Source organism: Persicirhabdus sediminis, from assembly GCF_016595495.1.
In the GTDB taxonomy this organism is placed as follows: Bacteria; Verrucomicrobiota; Verrucomicrobiia; order Verrucomicrobiales; family Akkermansiaceae; genus Persicirhabdus; species Persicirhabdus sediminis.
The window spans coordinates 30,439-49,940 of the sequence record NZ_JAENIM010000041.1 but is presented as its reverse complement, the minus strand read 5'-3'; the positions used below and the strand labels follow the sequence as shown (position 1 = coordinate 49,940).

Genomic DNA, 19,502 nt, shown 5'->3' with positions numbered 1-19,502 from the left:
CCCCTACATCAACTACGCGTAACAATTGTCTTCAATGAAAGCTGAGTTTACTGATTTTATAGAAAATACTTATCACAGAGAGATTGATAGCATTTCAATTAGTGATCTGGATGGGCTGCTTCACGAACTTACAACTCAGCACAAAGACGCCAGCGTTAGCCTAGTTTTATCAAGATCGGATGCTGATTATATCTCGGTAGATCTTGTTGGAGAAAATGTCTACCTCGTGCAATTTGAGCGCATAGCCCAGAATGGTTCATTTTTCACAAGACTCTTTAAAAGTAGCAACATATCCAAAACGATTGACGGCCTATCAGCTACAAAACAGCTAGCTCATGACTATATGGTCAATGAACGCCTCTCGTTTGAGAAGATGCACAGCTAAGCTGAAAATTACCAGCGAGAGACAGACTACTCTTAGCAATCTATCAACGGGCTTAAACAAAAACCCAACACAGAAATGCTGGGTTATGCTCTTTGGCATCCACTAAACGAGACACATCACTCGATTCTCTAGTAACCTCATTAACCAACAATCGGGCCAAAGCTTCTCAGCTGGACCACTGGTCGTTCTTCAGCATCGCTCTTCGCCAAATCGACAGACAATTTAATCAACCAATCATTATTACCTTGGCCGTCGACGATGACTTGCTCGACCAAGTATTTACCAGGCTGGCTCTCCGTATCGAGGTAGAAATGTTTGGCATTTCGCGCCTCGGGATCGAGACGCATCATGTCGTGTTGGTCAAAATATTCATCCATCAACGGGTCCAATCTAGCTACCGTCCACAGCTCACCATCTTCGTCAGCTGGCTCTATCATCTCAATCAGCTGGCTAAGTCTGTCGTGAGCTAGCTCTTTCACAAGTGAGAAAGCAGAATGCCTAAGGGCGCGCTGGAATTCCTTCTTGCGGCGAGTATACGGCTGCTTTTTCGCTGGATGGCTGGCGGCACTTTCTTCCACCACACGCTCTGGGTTCTTCAGCAGCTCCCATTCATCTAGCAAGCTGGAATCCACCCCACGCAGGATCTCTTCGAGAAATTCTTTGGCTTCGTCTAACTCCTCGGTAAAGCTAGCTGGAGGCACGGTTTGATCTAGCACCTTATACACCTCTGATAGATGGCGAAGCAGCACAGCCTCGCTGCGCTCTAGCCCGTACTCTTTGATGTAGTCTTCAAAGTTCTGATAGTTTTCATACATCTCACGGGCAATGGATTTTGGTCGAATATTTTCGGCATCCACCCATGGATGTTTGGCGATGAAATCATTGAAGGTATTGTAGATGAAATCTTTGCCCGGTTTTGGCCACTCAACTTCTTCCAGCTGCTCCATGCGGTCGTCGTAACTCACCCCATCTTCTTTCAGCTCGTTGATCAGCTCGCGTTTGAGTTTATTTTCCTGCGCCATCAGAACCATGTTAGGGTTCTCCAATATGGCCTCAACCAGTGAGAGCACATTGAGTGAATAATCCGGCGCTTCGCGATCTAGCAGCGGAATGGAATCGATGAGATACAATCCTAATGCTTGGTTCATGGTGAAATCTTCCTGCATGTCGACGTGCAGTTTCACCTTCGTTAGAGACGTCCGCTCAGCAGGAGGAATGATTTCTAATACCCCACCCTGGACCAATCCACGGAACAAGGCAAATGACTGCTTCTTCAGCTTCGCCTTGCGGTTATCATTTTCGTGGCAGCTCTCAATGATGCGCTTGAGCTCGCCGCAGCCGTCCTCACCTTCCCGGCTGAGTACGTTGAGCAAGATGTTATGACGGGTGATAAATCGTGATACAAGCGGCTCTGGAGCCGCGTCAATGAGCTTACGGAATGTGGCTTCATTCCAGCTAACAAACCCACGCTCAGGTGGCTTTTTCTTCACCACTTTGCGTTTTTTGGTGCTCGCTGCGGCCTTTTCTTCAGCGCGAATATTTTCGATCACGTGCTCGGGAGCTTGCGCCACCACGTAGCCGACATCATCAAATCCACGACGGCCAGCGCGGCCAGCGATTTGTTTGAAATCACGCACCGTTAGAATCTTGGTGCCCGATCCATCAAATTTGCACAGCTGGGTAAACAAAACCGAACGGATAGGCACGTTGACACCAACGCCCAGCGTATCGGTTCCACAGATCACCTTCAGCAATCCACGCTGCGTTAGTTTTTCTACCAGAATACGATATTTTGGCAGCAAGCCAGCGTGGTGGATACCAATGCCATGGCGCAGCAGCTTGCTCACTTCTTTGCCGTATGGGCTGCGGAAGTTGGCATCTTTCAGCGCCTCAGCGATCTCTTTTTTCTCTTCCTTGGTGCAGACGTTAGAGGACATCAAATTCTGCGCGCTCTCGGCACACGAACGCTGAGTGAAATGCACCAAATAGACAGGTGCTTTATTTGCCTCCACCAGCTCAACTACTTTCTCTTGCAGCACGGTCTCGGAGTAATCAAACTCTAGCGGAACCGGACGTTGGTCGGACTGCACCAGCGCCACTTCAGCTTGAGTGAGTTGTTCGATTTCGTCTTGGAAAAACTGAGTATCACCGATAGTAGCTGACATCAAAAGGAAGCGCGACTGAGGCAGCGTAAGCAATGGCGCCTGCCACGCCCAGCCACGATCGAGATCTGAATAGTAGTGAAATTCATCCATGATGACATCATCCACATGCGCTTTGCCGCCTTCGCGCAGCGCCACGTTAGCTAGAATCTCAGCGGTACAACAGATCACGGGCGCCTTTGGATTGACCGTTGCATCACCTGTGATCATGCCGACATTGTCGGGGCCAAACACTTTACACAAGGAAAGGAATTTCTCATTGGCCAGCGCCTTGATCGGCACGGTATAATACGACTTGCGACCTTGGCATAATCCTTTGAAATGCATCGCCAATGCCACCATCGATTTGCCCGATCCCGTTGGCGTATTGAGGATCACATTTTTCCCCTCAAAGATCTCTAAAATCGCCTCTTCTTGGTGGTCATAGAGTTCCACTCCTATCTCGAGCAAATACTCAAGGAAGAGGTTGAGAATATCATCGGCTGATAGAGACTCAGCATTGGCAGGTTTCTGTAGTGTCGGCATGAGAAATCAATGCACCATCAGTGCGCCGCAGTGTCACCCCGCCAGCTGGAGATGGCAAGTGAAAGCGAACGAGCATGCAGGTTTCAGCCAGCTGGCTAAAACTCCAGCCAACGTTTGTCGTGGGTGAAAAATAGCTCGAGCTGGAGGTGATCAGTCTTGGCGGATAGCTGTGCATGCACTTGCTCGCGCAGTTGATCTTGTTCCGCCACCGACACCGAATCACCGTCAGCTAACAAGACTCCAATATGCACGTAGAATTGCCGACCAGTCTCGAGCACTCTAGCGCGCCATTCTAATTGACCATGCTCAGGCATGACCAGCTGGCAAACTTGCTCAACTTCATCGATCACCTCGACATCAGCACTTTGCGCCACCACTTGTTTCCACGCACCAGCCACTACACCTAACGGCACTTTGATCATCATCAGCGCTAGTATAACTACCGCTAATGGGTCGACGTAGTTGGACAGCGAATGAAAACCTAACTGCTGCAGAACGAAGGCAGCAATGAAGGCCACAGCTACTGCGGCGCTAATCGCCCCATCTACCATCCATGTCTTGGCATCAGTAGCAACAATGCTAGAACCACTCTGGTCTGCTAGAATGCGGATGCGCCACGCCAAGAGAAAACAACCAGCGGTAGCGACCAGCGCATAAATGACAGCCAAACCAGCTGAAACCTCGCGCCCACCAGTGAGCAGAGCATAGCCAGCTGATAGAAGGGCCAGTACAATCACGCTAAAGCTCATCACCCCTTTGCACAGGTTCAGCAGCGGCTCGTAAACGGCATAACCAAATGGATAGCGGTCATTGCCTGGCCGCGAGACCAAGCTGGAAACCCACAAACTGAGAAAACCAATGCAAAAGCTAATGCCGGAAAAAATGCCATCTAGCAAGATCGCCTCAGCGCGAGCAATCACCGCAAACAAAATCCCCCAGCCCGCCATCAAAGCATTGGCAATGATGGTGATCTTGATGGCTTTAGCTTCCACAGCAGTTTCTGATGGCATGCTTCCAACAAACACAAAGCTAGCTAGAATGACAAGCGAATGCCGCCTATCACCTTCAGCTAGACTAATTCCCAGCTATTCCCCCGATCACCTCAAATGATTACCTTCGCTAAGCTCAAACAAAAAAAACCGCTGAATGAAACCGGCATTGGTTCACTCAGCGGAAATGAAAATTATCATCTAGCTAGCTGGCAGAACCAGCTAGCTAGAGTGATAGATTAGAATTTATCGGTCACTGCCCCCTCAGAGGCGGAGCGCACGGTAGATGCATATTTGGCGAGCACACCACGTTTGTAGCGCGGCTCGTATGGCAGCCACTGAGTGCGGCGCGCTTCTAGCTCTTCTTCGCTGAGATCAACGTCGAGCGTATTGTTTACCGCGTCGATGGTGATCACGTCGCCGTCTTGCAGAAGGGCGATGTTGCCACCGACTTCAGCTTCAGGAGTGATGTGTCCAACCACAAATCCGTGAGAGCCACCAGAGAAGCGACCGTCAGTGATGAGGGCTACGGAGTCACCAAGACCAAGGCCCATCACAGCGGATGTTGGCCCAAGCATTTCGCGCATACCAGGACCACCTTTTGGTCCTTCGCGGCGAATAACGATCACGTTTCCTGCGACGATCTTCTGGTTAAGAATCGCTTCCATAGCGTCTTCTTCGCAGTCGAATACACGAGCAGTACCAGTGAATGACTCACCTTCTTTGCCTGTGATTTTAGCAACCGCACCGTCAGCTGCTAGGTTACCGTAAAGGATGCGCAGGTGGCTGTCCTTTTTGATAGGTTTGTCTAGCGGTTTGATGATTTCCTGACCTTCTGGGTAAACTGGGTTCAGCTTCTCAAGGTTCTCACGCATGGTGCAGCCAGTTACGGTCATGCAGTCGCCGTGCAGCAGACCTGCGTCTAGCAACATCTTCATCAGCGGAGTCGTTCCACCGATCACAACGAGGTCGTTCATCACGTACTTACCACTTGGCTTGAGGTCTGCCACGAGTGGCACACGCTTACCAATTTCAGTAAAGTCTTCGATTGTTAGCTCAACGTTAGCTGCGTGAGCCATGGCTAGCAGGTGAAGCACCGCATTGGTAGAACCACCGAGAGCAATCACCACAGTGATAGCATTTTCAAATGCCTTGCGAGTCATGATGTCGCTAGGACGGATGCCCTTTTCCACCATGTTCATCACAGCCACACCAGCGTCGAAGCAATCTCTCATTTTGTCGTCGCTAACAGCAGCTTGCGCTGAGCTGTTTGGCAGACTCATGCCAAGTGCTTCAATGGCAGATGCCATGGTGTTAGCTGTGTACATACCACCACATGATCCTTCACCTGGAATCGCGCATTCTTCCACAGTCTGCAGCTCTTCGTCAGAGTACTCACCGTTAGCGTGTTTGCCTACAGCTTCGAAAACAGAAACCACATCGAGGTCTTTTTCTTCGCCTTTGATCTTCGCGCAACCTGGAAGGATCGTGCCGCCGTATACAAATACAGCTGGACGATTCAGACGTGCGATACCAATCATGCAGCCTGGCATGTTTTTATCACAACCACCAATGGCAACTAGCCCGTCCATGCCTTCACAGCCAACAACGGTCTCGATAGAATCAGCAATCACCTCACGTGATGTGAGTGAGTACTTCATGCCTTCAGTTCCCATAGAAATACCATCAGAAACGGTAATTGTATTGAAAATGATAGACTTACCACCAGCCGCATCAGCACCCTTCTGTGACTCTAACGCTAGGCGGTCAATGTGGATGTTGCATGGGGTGACTTGGCTCCATGTAGAAGCAATCGCCACCTGTGGCTTTTGAAAATCTTCGCGTTCAAACCCAACGGCGTGCAGCATCGCACGGCTTGGGGCGCGGTCGGCTCCATCAACTACTTGTGATGAATATTCGCGTGTATTGTTCTTCTCGCTCATGTCTTAAAAAAATTTTGGGTCGGCAGCATCTACCCTGTCAGCCTTACCGTCAATAGGAGATTCTGCGAATTAGATGTCTTTTATCATCTAAACAACTCATCCAGCGAGAAAATCAAGGCCCGTAGGTAGTTTTAACAAAAAACTCCCCAGCTGAATGATCCAGCTGGGGAGTTTAGAAAATTGCTTTTTAGGAGCCGCTTAGCTCTTTGATGACTCTTTTTCGTAGAACTCCATCGAGATATCTAGCGCAATCGCTGAGTGCGTCAAAGCACCTACGGAAATGAAGTCGACACCAGTTTTGGCGATGCCGCGAACGGTTTCCAAAGTTACACCGCCGCTTGCCTCCATCAGAGGTTTTTCCGCATCACCGCGCATTTCTAATGCTTGGCGCATTTGCTCGTTAGTCATATTATCTAGCAGGATGTAATCCACCCCGTCTAGCTTGAGGAAACTTTCAACTTGCTCCAGTGTATCCGCCTCCAGCTCAATCTGCACATGCGGCTTTTCTTCAGCCAGCTTGTTGATAGCGTCTTGGATCGCGGGCAGGCCACCTTCAGCCACCAAGTGGTTATCTTTCACCATCGCGCGATCGTAGAGGCCCATGCGGTGGTTAGTTCCACCACCTGCACGCACCGCCATTTTTTCCAGATAACGCCAGCCTGGAGTCGTCTTGCGCGTATCGAGAATTTTCGCCTTAGTGCCTTCAGTTAGCTTGACGAATGTCGACGTCTTAGTCGCCTCACCAGAGAGCTGCTGGAGGAAATTGAGCACCGTACGCTCAGCCGTTAGAATTGAACGTGCGCTACCAGTGATCTTGATGATGTATTCACCGTATGAAATCTCAGCACCGTCAGTTAGAAGTGCTTCCACTTTCAGGTTGCGGTCCACACGCTCGAATACTTCCATGGCGACAGCCACACCAGCCACAATGCCTTCACCTTTGGACATCACATATGCCGTGACCTCCTTGCCCTCAGGCACAAAATACTCAGTCGTTACATCGCCTGTGCCAATGTCTTCGACCAAGGCCAGATCAATCAATTTAGAAGTGACGTCCATGCCGCGAAAAATGAAATACAAACCCCACAAAAACAACACCCAATAACGAAAATCCTTCGCACATCTTGTCATAAATGCACGCATAACTTGCTCCCTCACCAAACAAAACCACCAGCTGTCACACTAACAAACACAAACAACCCTAACATCTTAAATGCAGCCCGCATAAACCGAAGCCCCTCCCCACACAAACCGAAGCCCCTCCCCACACAAACCGAAGCCCCTCCCCTACATGCCGAAGGCATGATTAAATGCCAGCCCAGCGCGATGACGAAGTCATCCCGCTGGGAAAACTATGGACAAAGGCCCCGTGTGCCGAAGGCACACCTAATAGATGCCACCTCCGGCTACTAGCCACCTTGCTGAAAAGCTTGCCCATTACCGAACATAGAAAAATCCAAGCTCTATCATCCACCTATTCTGTGTACCTTCGGCACACCTTTTTTCCCGTCACACACCCAGCGAGATGACGAAGTCATCCCGCTGGGAAAACAATGGACAAAGGCCCCGTGTGCCGAAGGCACACCTAATAGATGCCACCTCGGGCTACTAGCCACCTTGCTGAAAAGCTTGCCCATTACCGAACATAGAAGAATCCACGCTCTATCATTCCCCTATTACGTGTACCTTCGGCACACCTTTATTCCCGTCACACACCCAGCGCGATGGCGAAGTCATCCCGCTGGGAAAACAATGGGCAAAAGCCCCGTGTGCCGAAGGTACACCTAATAGATGCCACCTCGGGCTACTAGCCACCTTGCTGAAAAGCTTGCCCATTACCGAACATAGAAAAGTCCACGCTCTATCATTCCCCTATTACGTGTACCTTCGGCACACCTTTATTTCACATCACGAACCCAGCGGGGAGGCGAAGTCATCCCGCTGGGAAAACAATAGGCAAAAGCCCCGAGTGCCGAAGGTACACCTAATAGATGCCACCTCCGGCTACTAGCCACCTTGCTGAAAGGCTTGCCCATTACCGAACATAGAAAAGTCCACGCTCTATCATTCCCCTATTACGTGTACCTTCGGCACACCTTTTTTCCCGTCACACACCCAGCGCGATGACGAAGTCATCCCGCTGGGAAAACAATGGACAAAAGCCCCGTGTGCCGAAGGCACACTCAATAGAATAGTAGAATTAGCTAAGCTCATTCCCATAGATATCTCTCATCAGGCTCCAGCTTGTATTTAGCCAACAAGTCGAGATATTCTTCCTTAAAAGTTCTAACCCGATGATGCTCCTCTTGCTGATCAATGTAATGAATAAGTTGATCCAGCTGGGATCTAGCAATAGAAAAAGCGCCATAACCAGCCTGCCAGTGGAAATTTTCAAATCTACCGCTTTTTGCTCTAAGCCAGCGATTAGACGAGCGCTTGAGAATTTTCACAAGCTCCGCTAGCTGGATTGTCCGGCCCAGGTCAACCGCTAGATGAACATGATCCGCCGTGCCGCCAACACGAAGCGCATGTGAATCATGGTCATTAACAATACCCGCCATTGCCGCATATAGCTGAGGACGGATGTTAGAATCAATAACAGGGGCACGATTCTTTGTTGAAAAAACAATATGCACCAATATTTTTGCTAGAGATTGAGACATAGCGTTCCATATCTATCACGCTAATAGTCAATAACACAAGTTCAAACCTAAGCTTCCCAATTGGTAATAGAGGGGATTCCCAGCATAGAGAATACATCTATTCTGTGTACCTTCGGCACACCTTTATTTCACATCACTAACCCAGCGGGGAGGCGAAGTCATCCCGCTGGGAAAACAATAGGCAAAAGCCCCGTGTGCCGAAGGTACACCTAATAGATGCCACCTCGGGCTACGAGCCACCTTGCTGAAAGGCTTGCCCATTACCGAACATAGAAAAGTCCACGCTCTATCATTCCCCTATTACGTGTACCTTCGGCACACCTTTTTTCCCGTCACACACCCAGCGGGATGACTGCGTCATCGCGCTGGGCTAGCATTTATTTATGCCTTCGACATGAGCAAACCTAACAATTAAGCTTAGCAAAAGCAAGGTCACTGAGGCTGATCAATAAAACCTAACGACTTACTCTCCCACTACGGCTACACTAATGCGCCTGTTGTGCGGCGCGCGTCTGTGCTCGAAGAGGAAAATCCCCTGCCAAGTACCTAAGGTCATGCGACCATTGATCACTGGAATCACCTCGCTCGTTCTTGTTAGTGCCATACGAATGTGCGAGGGCATATCATCTGGCCCCTCGTAGGTGTGGATGAAATACGGGGTATCTTCTGGCACTAGTTGATCAAAAAATGCTTCTAGATCAGTGCGCGCACTCGGGTCCGCATTTTCCATGATCACCAAACTTGCGCTGGTATGCTCAACAAAAACCGTCACCGTACCGTGCTGAATGCCAGACTCGGCAACAATAGAAGCCACTTGTGAGCTGATTTCATAGGTCCCTTTGCCGCGGGCATTGAGGTGAAATTGATCTGTATGCGCTGCCATGGCCGCAGTCTCATAATTGACGATTTCTCTGTCAAGAACGCGCTCATATCATTTGAGCCTCCATTAATCATACTCAGCTGGCTGAGCCGCTCATTTTGTTAGCTTTGAAGCAAACTATGCCGGCTAGCTAACTGGAAGAGTGGCATTAGTTAGACGAACTCGACGCGCTGTTATTCTGGCTGCGCTTCCACGATAGCGCCGCTAGCCAGAATCCAAACACCGCAAGCTCAGCGCGCTCACATTGGCCTGACATCACCGCTCGCCTAGTAAACATATGCGACGGCGTGTATCTAACTTGTGCATTTTTTCCAGCCAGTTCGAACTCACGACCAAAAGCTGAAGATGCGGAAAGCACGTACCTATCAGCTCCAGAAAAAATAACCATCGCACGGGTGAGCAGACTTTCGCTAGAAGCCTCAGCAATCACCTGCGACCCTTCTTCCATCAGCCACTTCGGCGCTAATACACCGGATTTATTGATGCTAAATGCGCGACCATTCACCGACACGCCGCCACTCTCCCCCATCATGCTCAGTGAGGTACGGGCCTCTAGCCCACTCCCACTCAGCTCATAATTCCACGAACATATCCCAACAGGCAAACAATTGACTTCCATAAATCATGTTTAATACACTCGCTCAGTTAGCTAAATTACAACAATCATCATTTTTTCTCATTGCTAGACATGATAGATCTAATCAATCGTCACATCCTCCACCTTCCAATCTATCCTGGGGTACTGCATATTCAGCTGTTTGAGTCGCTCTATCACAATGCGCGCCACCACTATGTTTCGGTACCACTTCCTATCAGCTGGCACCACATACCACGGCGCTAGCTCAGTTGATGTTTTTTCTATCAGATCTTCGTAAGCGTGCATAAAATCACCCCAGCGCGCTCTATCAGCCAGATCATCTGGGTTGAATTTCCAATGCTTAGCGGGGTTATCTAACCGCGCCTGCAAGCGCTCTTTCTGCTCGTCCTTGCTGATATTGAGAAAAATCTTAATGATGGTAGTACCTTCTTCAGCGAGCATTTTTTCAAAGTCGATGACGTGCTGATAGCGTCGTTGCCACACTGCATCTTCCATCAACTTTTTCACCCTAACAGCAATGATATCTTCATAGTGACTGCGGTTAAAAACCACGATGTGTCCATTCTTAGGCACCTTTGCATGCACCCGCCAGAGAAAGTCGTGCGCGAGCTCCAAGGTTGTTGGCGACTTGAATGGCTCAATGTGAATCCCCTGCGGGTCGCAGCTAGCAAATACATCTTTCACGCAGCCGTCTTTTCCGCCGGTATCCATCGCCTGCACCACCACCAGAATCCGTTGTTTGTGCTCGGCATAGAGAACTTTCTGCAGCTCTTTGATTTCTTCCAACAAGACACCCATCTCTGCCAACCCCGCTTTTTTGCCACCGTCAAATATCGCCTTATCCGCAGCCCCCTCACCACCTAACTGCACCTCACCAGCTGGCAAAACCTTGTATTTATCCACACTCACATCCGTAAACATAAACCCAAGATCCCACTAACTCACTCAGCTGACAAGCCATAAGCACAACCATGTCAGAACACAGCAAATTCGCTAGATTTACACTTTCATATAAACACACACTTGCTAGCTTCGCGGAAATTCGATTCACCCATGAAATTTTCATCTATTCTTGCAGGCGCGCTGATTGCCGCCTCCTCGCTTAGCTCCACTTGGGCCGAGGATATATCTACGATTTATCATAATTTATCTTCATCTGCGTCAAAAACTATCATCCAAGATATCAATGAAGACGGCCTCCCTGACATCGTACTTAGCCCTGAACACCATACACCTCTAGAAACTACATCATACCTGCTACAACAGGAAGATGGTTCATTTGATGGTCCTCACGTCTACCACCTAGCTCAACAGAACCTACCCTCTAGCATTATCAGTACCTATGGCAGGCTTCACGATACAGCTGAAAAAGGGCTTATTTATCTTGAATTTCATGACCTTCAAAACGAAACATCTGATAGAATCTATACAAAAGCGGTATGCTACCGCAGGGACGCTGATTCCTTATCTTTGGAAACAACATATTCTAAAGCTCTCAATTTATCAGAGATCTTCGCTGTTGAGGACTTTGACGGGGATTCTTTAATTGATATTGTCGGTCTTACTAATGATACCGAAAGAAAGCTGACCATCTGTTGGGGAGGCGACGCTCCTGACACTATTTTCGACCTCACATATGGAATAGACTTTAATCATTACGTTACAACTCATTCCACAAACGAGCTGAAAGATATTAATATTTCTTATATCAGAAGCCATGTAGATGAAAATATATACAAACTCACACAAAGCACAGCTAGACAGTTTTCCCCTCTTGAACTTATTCACACTGCTCCTGCATTTGGATCAAAGACACTCGTAGACAATAATAACAAAAGCCTTGGTGATGTTCTGTTCACCCAAAATTATGAAGGCTCCACGTTCTTATCTTCACTCAAAATATTAACAGATCACCCCAATTTCAGTGGTTGGGAAAGAACATACGAAGAACCAAGTACACGTGAATATCTTGGCTTCAGCTATAGCTCAACCTCCTCTTTTTCCTTTCCCGTCCTCATTCATCTTGAACCAACGCAAATCCCATATGACCAAACGGCTCAAATAGTTATTTCCTACCTATTCACCACTAACCAGCAGGTTCTCGACGTACCCACCTCTGCATCACCTTCCCACAACAGTATACAATTGGTCTCAGGGTCTGATATCAACAATGACGGGTATGGTGACATTATTATTTCGGTAGTCACCGCATTTTCAGGCTCCCCCTACCTCCCAGTGCTCTACATCTCACACGGTTCAGAAGCAGGATACACCGAGTTCAAAGCCCTTGGATCTCCGCCTATTTCAGAAAAATTTCTATGCATAGGCAAATTTCACTCAGATTATAACAACAGTATTCTTGTAGGTCCTGACATCAATGGAAACTGCTGTCTCTTTAATTTTAATGACAAATTATGGATTAGGTCAGAAGTCACATTACTCAGCGCAGCTCAACAAACTGCAGGAGTTAGAGTGGATCACATTAATCATATAGACCTCAACGAGGACGGACTAGATGATTTATTTATCACATTTGCCTTATATCAATCAAACATCGAAGAGCCCATTGCTATTTATAACATGATCGCTCTCAATGACGGCAACGCCAACTTCACTCTTGAAGCCCCCCTTCCAGATGAATTCGTCAATGGTCTTATAACACACCGAGGAGGCTATATCAGTGACTTCATTGATTGTACAGGCGACGGCAAGCTAGATGCTGTCAATCAAAGAGGCGGCTGGCATGAGCAACTCGACTCTACCTTTGATGCGTACTTCCATCAAGTGATTGACCCCTCCATCATAATACCCCTCGGCAGCTACCTTCTAACTAATTCAAAAACACTCAAAGACAATTGCCTCTTTGCTGACTTCAATAACGACGGATACATAGATTTCTTAATACCTAACTACTTCACAGACACTATCCCAGATACAGAGAACCTGGGAGTAGAATTGACATGCTCATATGCCAATATTTTCTTCAATATTCAAAATACTGGTTATTATGAAAGTAGTACCCTATATCATCAAAATATACTAACATCTGGAGTTTTAGGGGTTGAGCTAACCTTACCTCAGTATCAAGTAGAAGATATCAATAAGGATGGATATCTAGACCTCATCATTCACTCCGTAAATAAACTTGATGTGCTGGCGCAGCTTTACGCTGAGTACGAGACCTTCGTTATATACAATGACTCGACCGGTAAATTTGTTAATTCAGAGTTAACTCCTGAAGCTCTAAGAGTTAACTTCCAATCGGAGCCGATGAAAGTTGACTATAACGGTGACGGAAATATAGATATTGCATCATATAATCAATATCTCACGCCTACAACAGAAGGGCCCGCAATCAGCCCTGTACACCTAGAATCATCGCAGCTAATCAACGATGCCATAGAAAACAGATTATACTCGATCTCCGTTGCTGCGGACTTTGATGGTGATTTCGACGCCGATCTAATACTATCCAGAACCGTTAGTCCTGGTTACACAGCATCTGCCCAAAGCCGCTTCAGCATAAGCAACCCACTCGTCGACAGCGCTCGCGCTGACGTCCAGCATGCCTTGGCTCTGGGGCTGCGGGCGGAAGATACCCAGCTGGATGCTGATCCTGATGGCGATGGAATCAGCAACCAACTTGAGTATCTGTTTGGTGGTAGCATGATAGAAAAGGACGAAGAAATTCTACCTACCTTTGTGATTGATCCAGCTAACAAGTCATTCATGGGTAAGGCTAGAGTTCGCAGTTCCCAGCTGGCTAACTACATCGTGGAAGTGAGTTCAGACATGGAGAACTGGCAGCAATGTAATCTCGTGCTGCCTCGCGACGAACAAGGAGAGTTCACTGAACTCCAGCAAAACATTGAAGTCGAATCTGAGTTAGGTGAGACACCGCAAGCCTTCATTCGCTGGTCGGTGAAATAGTAGCACAAAGCTAACTTAAAAAGCTAACTCAATAAAAATGGCGCGCCCCGAATTTGGGACGCGCCATTTTTTGGTAAATCAATGCTTCGAAGTAATGAACGAAGCTAGGTGACTAATTACTCAGCAGCCTTAGTTTCAGCTGGCGCGCTAGTTTCAGATCCTTCAGTTGGAGCTTCGCTGCTGCTAGCTGGTGGTTCTGAGCCAGGTAGTGGCGGTAGCGTATTCTGCCATTCAAATAGCTGATAACCTTCACCTAAGCCACCGATAGAGTCGATAAACTCTTGGCACATGTTACGCCAGTGGTCGTAGTTAGGTGCTGAATTTGGTTTCTCCACGCTGCGTGGGAAAACCAAATAAGTCACGGTAAGATCGCTCACTGGGCGGCGGTACGGGTTAGCGCGTTCGTCTAGCTGCTTGGCCATTCTGAGGGAAGCTTCGCCGACTTTGAATGACGGCCCAGCATCTCCAACAATAGCTGGATAGAGGGTATCACCATAGATCACCACACAGTAGTCACCAACACGCGCTGCGTATTCGTCATCACGGTTGACCACCATGTTGATAGGCATCACCACAAATGGATCGTACTCGGCAATCAAGTAGCTGCGCGCTTCCATGTCTTCGATCTCGCGCTTGATTTTTTCGATGCGCATCTTCAGCCAGTCAGCTCTCGCTTTGGTCGTTTTAGAATCAGCCAGCTCTTTGTTAGCATTAGCAATTCTGCCCTTCCACCCTTTGATCAATGGGTTTGGTGTTTTGCTAGTTTTGCGCCAGCCGTAGCTAGTCATCGGCTGATAGTTAGATGAAGTGACAATCTTATCAGGCATGGTTGGCAGCCTGTCCCCATCGGAGCCGTCGGAGACAACATCCATGTCTCCTTGCAATAAGAGCACCTTCTGACCACTAACTGGGTGCTTGAGATTAAGAATCGTTTCGCAGTCGAAGAAGTTGTGCTTGGTGATCAGTTCGTTGAGCTGCAGGGCATTTTTCTTCAGCCGCTCGACTTTGTTTTCGTAGATATCAAAGTAAAATCTAGACACTTGAGCGGTCTCTAGCATCTTGCTGAGGTCGGGCAAAATCTTACCTAAGTGCTCGTTCACCTCTTCCAGCTCGGTAATGGTTTTTGAGGCCGCAGGAGTTTTCACTCTGAGCTGATAGAATGCTTGATAGCTATCGTCTTTGATGCGCTCACGCGAGGCGATGTCGCCCTGTTCTAGCAACACCTCAGTCTTCAGCTGGAATCCCTTTGACAAACGCTTCACATCGCCACCAGAGCTGGCGGTATGAACCTGTGGATAGCGTACTTCTTGCTCAGCTTCTTCCTGGCTGGCCTGTGGTGTAACCAACGCTGGCTCAGCTTCTTTCTTTTCCTCTTCTTCGCGTGCGATCTGCTCAACCACCTGAATTTCCTTCAGTCGGTCATTTTCTAATTGCTCGATAGTCACCTGCTCGACCTGCGGGTCGTCCGCCATCCATTTGCGAATAATGGCTCGATAGGTAGTAGAATAAAGTGCTGCGCAGAGGGCGATAGAGGCAGCCAGCCCGAGCATCATTAGAAAACATAACCACTTCCACGGGTTCGCTTTTTTTCTAGCAGGCACGGACTCATTGCTTTGAGTATCAGTAGGCTGATCTGACATAGGGGCAGACTATGCGCAGGGGGCACGATTTAGCAATCCCCCAAACGTAAAATCTAGACAATCCATTGTCATAGAGCTCACGCAATTGAAGCTAGCTAGACATCCTAACTCACTAAAAATAGACTACTTGTTGGAAAAATGCCCCCATCCGCCAGCAAGCTGATCGCTAGGTTCTGAGGTGCAAATTCCAATGCGGCTGAGCTGAAGGTCTGGAAATGCTAAATCCCATGCAAGCTCGAGCTCATCGACCACCTCAGCTGGCTGAGTAAGCAAGAGTTCGTAATCTTCACCGTCATTGAGCGCTTGGCTGAGTTCGCATCCCTCACTGAGTGGAATATTTTCAAAATCTAGCTGGTAACCACATGAACTATAATCAGCCAGTCTAGGAAGATCCTTAGCTAGCCCGTCTGATAGATCCATCATCGAGTTCGGCAGAAAATTCTCCGCCAACCAGCTAGCAGCCTCAACACGCGGTTCAAAGTCAAGATGTTTGCCGCGGATAGATCCACCCAGCTGGCCGGTGACATAGATCACGTCACCTGCGGTGGCTCCAGTGCGCTTCACTAACTGGTCTCGTTTGACGCGCCCGGTTCCAGCGATAGAAATCACCGCCGCGCTACCAGCTGGCACTGAGCTGGTTTCTCCACCAACCAACTGACCGCCAAATTTTTGAGCACATATTTCTAATCCACGATAGAGAGCGCTCACCTTATCGACAGCAAAATCAGCGGGCAATGCTAGGGTAACAAGATAGAAATCTCCCCAGCCACCCATCGCAGCAAAGTCGCTGACCACTCTGGCCAAGGCCTTCCAGCCAACACGTTGGTAATTTTCATCTGCTAGAAAATGCACCCCTTCGATGACCGCGTCCGTCTTGAGCAAAGTATAAGTATGCGGATCGGCAGATTCCACCACCGCGCAATCATCGCCAACACCAACAACTACCCCTGACCCTGTCGTCCAGTTCTCGGTTAGTTTTCCAATCAGCGCGTCCTCGCCTAGCTCATTGACTTCTTGCATGAGCCTATTGGAAACCATTTCAGCCTCATTCCCAAAACAATTCTGCGACGAATCCATTTCTCCCTCTCCAGCTAGAAAAACGGACGAATGGATTTATGGTGCAAATTGCTGTCATTTCGTCAAATTTTCGTCCAAACTCAGCACGTGCTCAATCGCTCGACCATATTGATTTGCCTATCACTCGCCGCAGCCCCGCTCTGCTCGGCGCTAGATACTGACGCCGCTAAGCAAGAACTGGCAAGTATCGAGACCTTCCAAAATGGCCTGCAGGCAATGGAAGATAAGCTGCCACAGTTGGCCACCATGAGGTTCCGCGAGACACTGGAGAATACCGAACTCAGCGAAGATGCTCAGCTGGCGACCAAACTCAAGCTGGCGGAGTCGTTGATTCGCACAGGCATTGGCTACGAAGCCAGCCAAATACTAGCAGACAAGGCGTACGACGATGTCGCCGCTGCTCAGTACTGGCGCGCTGAGGCAATAGCCTCGATGGGACACTTTGCCAAAGCCGCCGAGGCCTTTGGGGAAATCGGCAGCAAGCACCCTAACTACGGTCAAGCGAAGCTCGCGCAAGCATCACTGCTGCGGTCAATCCCGCGAACAGGTGAAGCGATTGCGACTCTCAGAGAGATCCTCGAGTTGGATAACAAAGGTACTTTACACAACCAAGCTAGCTTATTGTTAGCTGAAATCTTCATCGATCTAGAAGATTACGAGGAAGCCAATCTAGCGCTGGAAGACATCGAAGATTCCTCACCATCTGCGAGTAAGCTGCGTGAATTTCTCGAGGCAAAAATCGCCTTAGCTCAAACTGACTTTGCGCTCGCCGAGCAACAATTCAAGCGGCTGATTTCTAGCAAAGAATACCTCAGCCGAGCCATCTTTCAGGCATGTTTTATGGGGAAATCCGACGCTGAAACTGGCGCAGGAAAAATCGAAGACTCAATTTCAACCTTGATCAAGTTCATCGATGAAAACCCTAACTCACCTCTGATTGATTCAGCCTTCCGCAGACTGGGCGCTCGCTTCCCTGACAATGCTCCAGCCGACCATCCATTGAGGCAAAAATTACTCACTTGGAGTGCGAGTTCGCAGCTCAACAACTACTCGTACTGGAATGCTAACATTCAAAGTTCACCGTGGAGTTCAGTCGCTGAAACCTCGCTGCGTGCACCTAAAAAGCAGAAAAACGAAGATCTAGCTAGCTACGCGTTATTTTACCGTGCCTACTTGCTCTCCTCTAGCAAATCAGCTGCGGAAAGAGCGATGGCCTCAGCATTATTTTCCAAGCTCAGATTGCTTTACCCAAACCACCCGCTGTCCCGCTGGTCAATGTTAGAGTCCGCTTGGATTGAAATCCGCAATGACGACTTCGACGCTGCGCGCTTTGACCTCAGCATCGTCAATGACATTGCCATCACGCCAAAACTCAAAGATCAAGCGAACTTCCTGCACGGATTGATTCTCGATCAAGATGAGCATTTCGCCGAAGCTCTAGCAGCATTCTCCGCGGCGAGCCAATCCGGCTTTGATAATGTTAGTGAAGCGGCTGAAATTAATGCTGGTATCTCAGCATTGAAAGCTGGCCAACTGGCGGCATTTGAAGACGAACTAGGCAAAGCACAATCCACCGCAGCTATCACCTCGCTACAACTTGAGCGGGCACTATGGTTATGCGCGGCCCATCAGCTAGAAGGACGCAGCCAATTACTAACCTTCATCAACGAGCACCCTGAGCACGCACGAACAAACGAAGCGCGCTTGGCGCTTACCTCGGCAGCGTTGTATATAGCGCCTTACGATGTCGCTCTAGCGGAAGATCTGATTAGTGTATTGCTAGGCTCACTCACTGATGCAGATTCACACGCCCAGCTAACGAGGTTAGAAATTCGCGCCAATGAGCTCAAAGAAGATTGGCTTGCCAGTGCAGAGTCTGCGTCACGCTATCTACAGAGGTTTCCAACAGCTTCGAATACTGCAGAATTTCAGCTAAAGTTAGGCGAGTCGCTATTCCACAATGGTGACTTCAACAAAGCGCGGCAGGTTCTAGCAGAGATTCCACGCAAATCACCAAATAGCGAGTTTACTCCATTTGCTCTTTACTACTCAGCTCTAGCAGCTCGCCGCGAAGCCACGCCGCAGGCGCTGGAAGAAAGCGTTGCCGTTTTCCAACAACTCATCGATATGGACAGCAAGCTGACCAATGAAGCGCGCCTGCAGCAAGCTCGCGTGCAAGTTGACCTCGGCTACCTAGCTCTGGCGGAGGCATCGCTGCGCGAAGTCTATCAACAAGAAGCCATCAGCCCATCACTGCGCCGTGGAGCGGGCCTCTTGCTAGCCGACACCCTGCACCGACTTGGTAGTAGTGAAGCAAAATTCTATCAGGAGGCTCTAGACGTCTACAAACAGATGCTAGAAGAAGATGGTTTGACACTCAGCTGGAAACACAGAATCCACTATCAGCTAGGCCAGACATACCAGCAGATGAAGAAAATTCAGTTGGCACTGGATAGCTACTACAGCGTGATCAACCAAGAAGACGCGCCCAAGGCCGCTGCCGAGAATGAAAAAGAATGGTACTGGTTTTATAAGTGCGCGTTCACCGCGCTCACCCTGCTAGAGCAAAAAGCGCTGAAGGATGAATCTCAGTGGCTCGCCGTAGTATCACTAGCTAGAAAGATAGCTAGCTTTGACGGCCCACGCTCTGAGGATGCCGCCAAACGCGCGAGCTACATCGCCCAAGAGCGCATGATTTGGGAAGATTAGT

At 48.8% G+C, this 19,502-nt stretch carries 13 protein-coding genes; 3 read left to right on the top strand and 10 right to left on the bottom strand.

Going from position 1 to position 19,502, the window contains the following annotated elements:
• Positions 1-525: 525 nt before the first annotated feature.
• Together JIN82_RS10985 and JIN82_RS10980 are read right to left on the bottom strand one after the other, a co-directional pair.
• A complete protein-coding gene (locus JIN82_RS10985) occupies positions 526-3,072 on the bottom strand; it encodes a DEAD/DEAH box helicase (RefSeq protein WP_200311695.1) in 2,547 nt (848 codons plus the stop codon).
• 95 nt (positions 3,073-3,167) lie between these two features.
• Positions 3,168-4,082: a cation diffusion facilitator family transporter gene (locus JIN82_RS10980; RefSeq protein ID WP_200311694.1), complete on the bottom strand. Its 915-nt coding sequence runs from the start codon at positions 4,080-4,082 to the stop codon at positions 3,168-3,170.
• 96 nt (positions 4,083-4,178) lie between these two features.
• On the opposite strand from JIN82_RS10980, the gene JIN82_RS17495 reads away from it, so the two are divergent.
• Positions 4,179-4,304 (top strand): hypothetical protein, encoded by a 126-nt coding sequence (locus JIN82_RS17495; RefSeq protein ID WP_267906530.1) that lies wholly within the window; start codon positions 4,179-4,181, stop codon positions 4,302-4,304.
• Here JIN82_RS17495 and ilvD read toward each other — a convergent pair.
• The 6 genes from ilvD to JIN82_RS10950 form a co-directional block, all read right to left on the bottom strand.
• Positions 4,301-6,004: a dihydroxy-acid dehydratase gene (ilvD, locus tag JIN82_RS10975; protein WP_200311693.1), complete on the bottom strand. Its 1,704-nt coding sequence runs from the start codon at positions 6,002-6,004 to the stop codon at positions 4,301-4,303. The genes JIN82_RS17495 and ilvD overlap by 4 nt on opposite strands.
• 198 nt (positions 6,005-6,202) lie before the next feature.
• Positions 6,203-7,084 carry a carboxylating nicotinate-nucleotide diphosphorylase gene (gene nadC, locus JIN82_RS10970; RefSeq protein ID WP_234041944.1) on the bottom strand — a complete coding sequence of 294 codons (882 nt, stop codon included), beginning with the start codon at positions 7,082-7,084 and terminating at the stop codon, positions 6,203-6,205.
• Between the two features lie 1,130 nt (positions 7,085-8,214).
• Positions 8,215-8,667, bottom strand: coding sequence for an IS200/IS605 family transposase (gene tnpA / locus JIN82_RS10965; RefSeq protein ID WP_200311691.1), 453 nt, complete (start codon positions 8,665-8,667; stop codon positions 8,215-8,217).
• Positions 8,668-9,130: 463 nt separating this feature from the next.
• Complete coding sequence (locus JIN82_RS10960) at positions 9,131-9,550, bottom strand: secondary thiamine-phosphate synthase enzyme YjbQ (protein WP_200311690.1); 420 nt, start codon at positions 9,548-9,550, stop codon at positions 9,131-9,133.
• Positions 9,551-9,695: 145 nt separating this feature from the next.
• On the bottom strand, positions 9,696-10,166 hold the full coding sequence (locus JIN82_RS10955; protein WP_234041943.1) for a hypothetical protein: 471 nt from the start codon (positions 10,164-10,166) through the stop codon (positions 9,696-9,698).
• 78 nt (positions 10,167-10,244) lie between these two features.
• Positions 10,245-11,066 (bottom strand): PPK2 family polyphosphate kinase, encoded by an 822-nt coding sequence (locus JIN82_RS10950; protein WP_200311688.1) that lies wholly within the window; start codon positions 11,064-11,066, stop codon positions 10,245-10,247.
• A gap of 132 nt (positions 11,067-11,198) precedes the next feature.
• Between JIN82_RS10950 and JIN82_RS10945 the strand changes: the two genes are divergently transcribed.
• Positions 11,199-14,075 (top strand): hypothetical protein, encoded by a 2,877-nt coding sequence (locus JIN82_RS10945; protein ID WP_200311687.1) that lies wholly within the window; start codon positions 11,199-11,201, stop codon positions 14,073-14,075.
• A 116-nt stretch (positions 14,076-14,191) separates the two neighbouring features.
• On the opposite strand, the gene JIN82_RS10940 is transcribed toward JIN82_RS10945, so the two are convergent.
• A complete protein-coding gene (locus JIN82_RS10940; protein WP_200311686.1) occupies positions 14,192-15,715 on the bottom strand; it encodes a glycoside hydrolase family 75 protein in 1,524 nt (507 codons plus the stop codon).
• 123 nt (positions 15,716-15,838) lie between these two features.
• Positions 15,839-16,735 (bottom strand): thiamine-phosphate kinase, encoded by an 897-nt coding sequence (gene thiL, locus JIN82_RS10935; protein ID WP_200311685.1) that lies wholly within the window; start codon positions 16,733-16,735, stop codon positions 15,839-15,841.
• Between the two features lie 87 nt (positions 16,736-16,822).
• Here thiL and JIN82_RS10930 point away from each other — a divergent pair, with 87 nt between their 5' ends.
• Positions 16,823-19,501 (top strand): tetratricopeptide repeat protein, encoded by a 2,679-nt coding sequence (locus JIN82_RS10930; protein ID WP_234041942.1) that lies wholly within the window; start codon positions 16,823-16,825, stop codon positions 19,499-19,501.
• The last annotated feature ends 1 nt before the right edge of the window (position 19,502 follow it).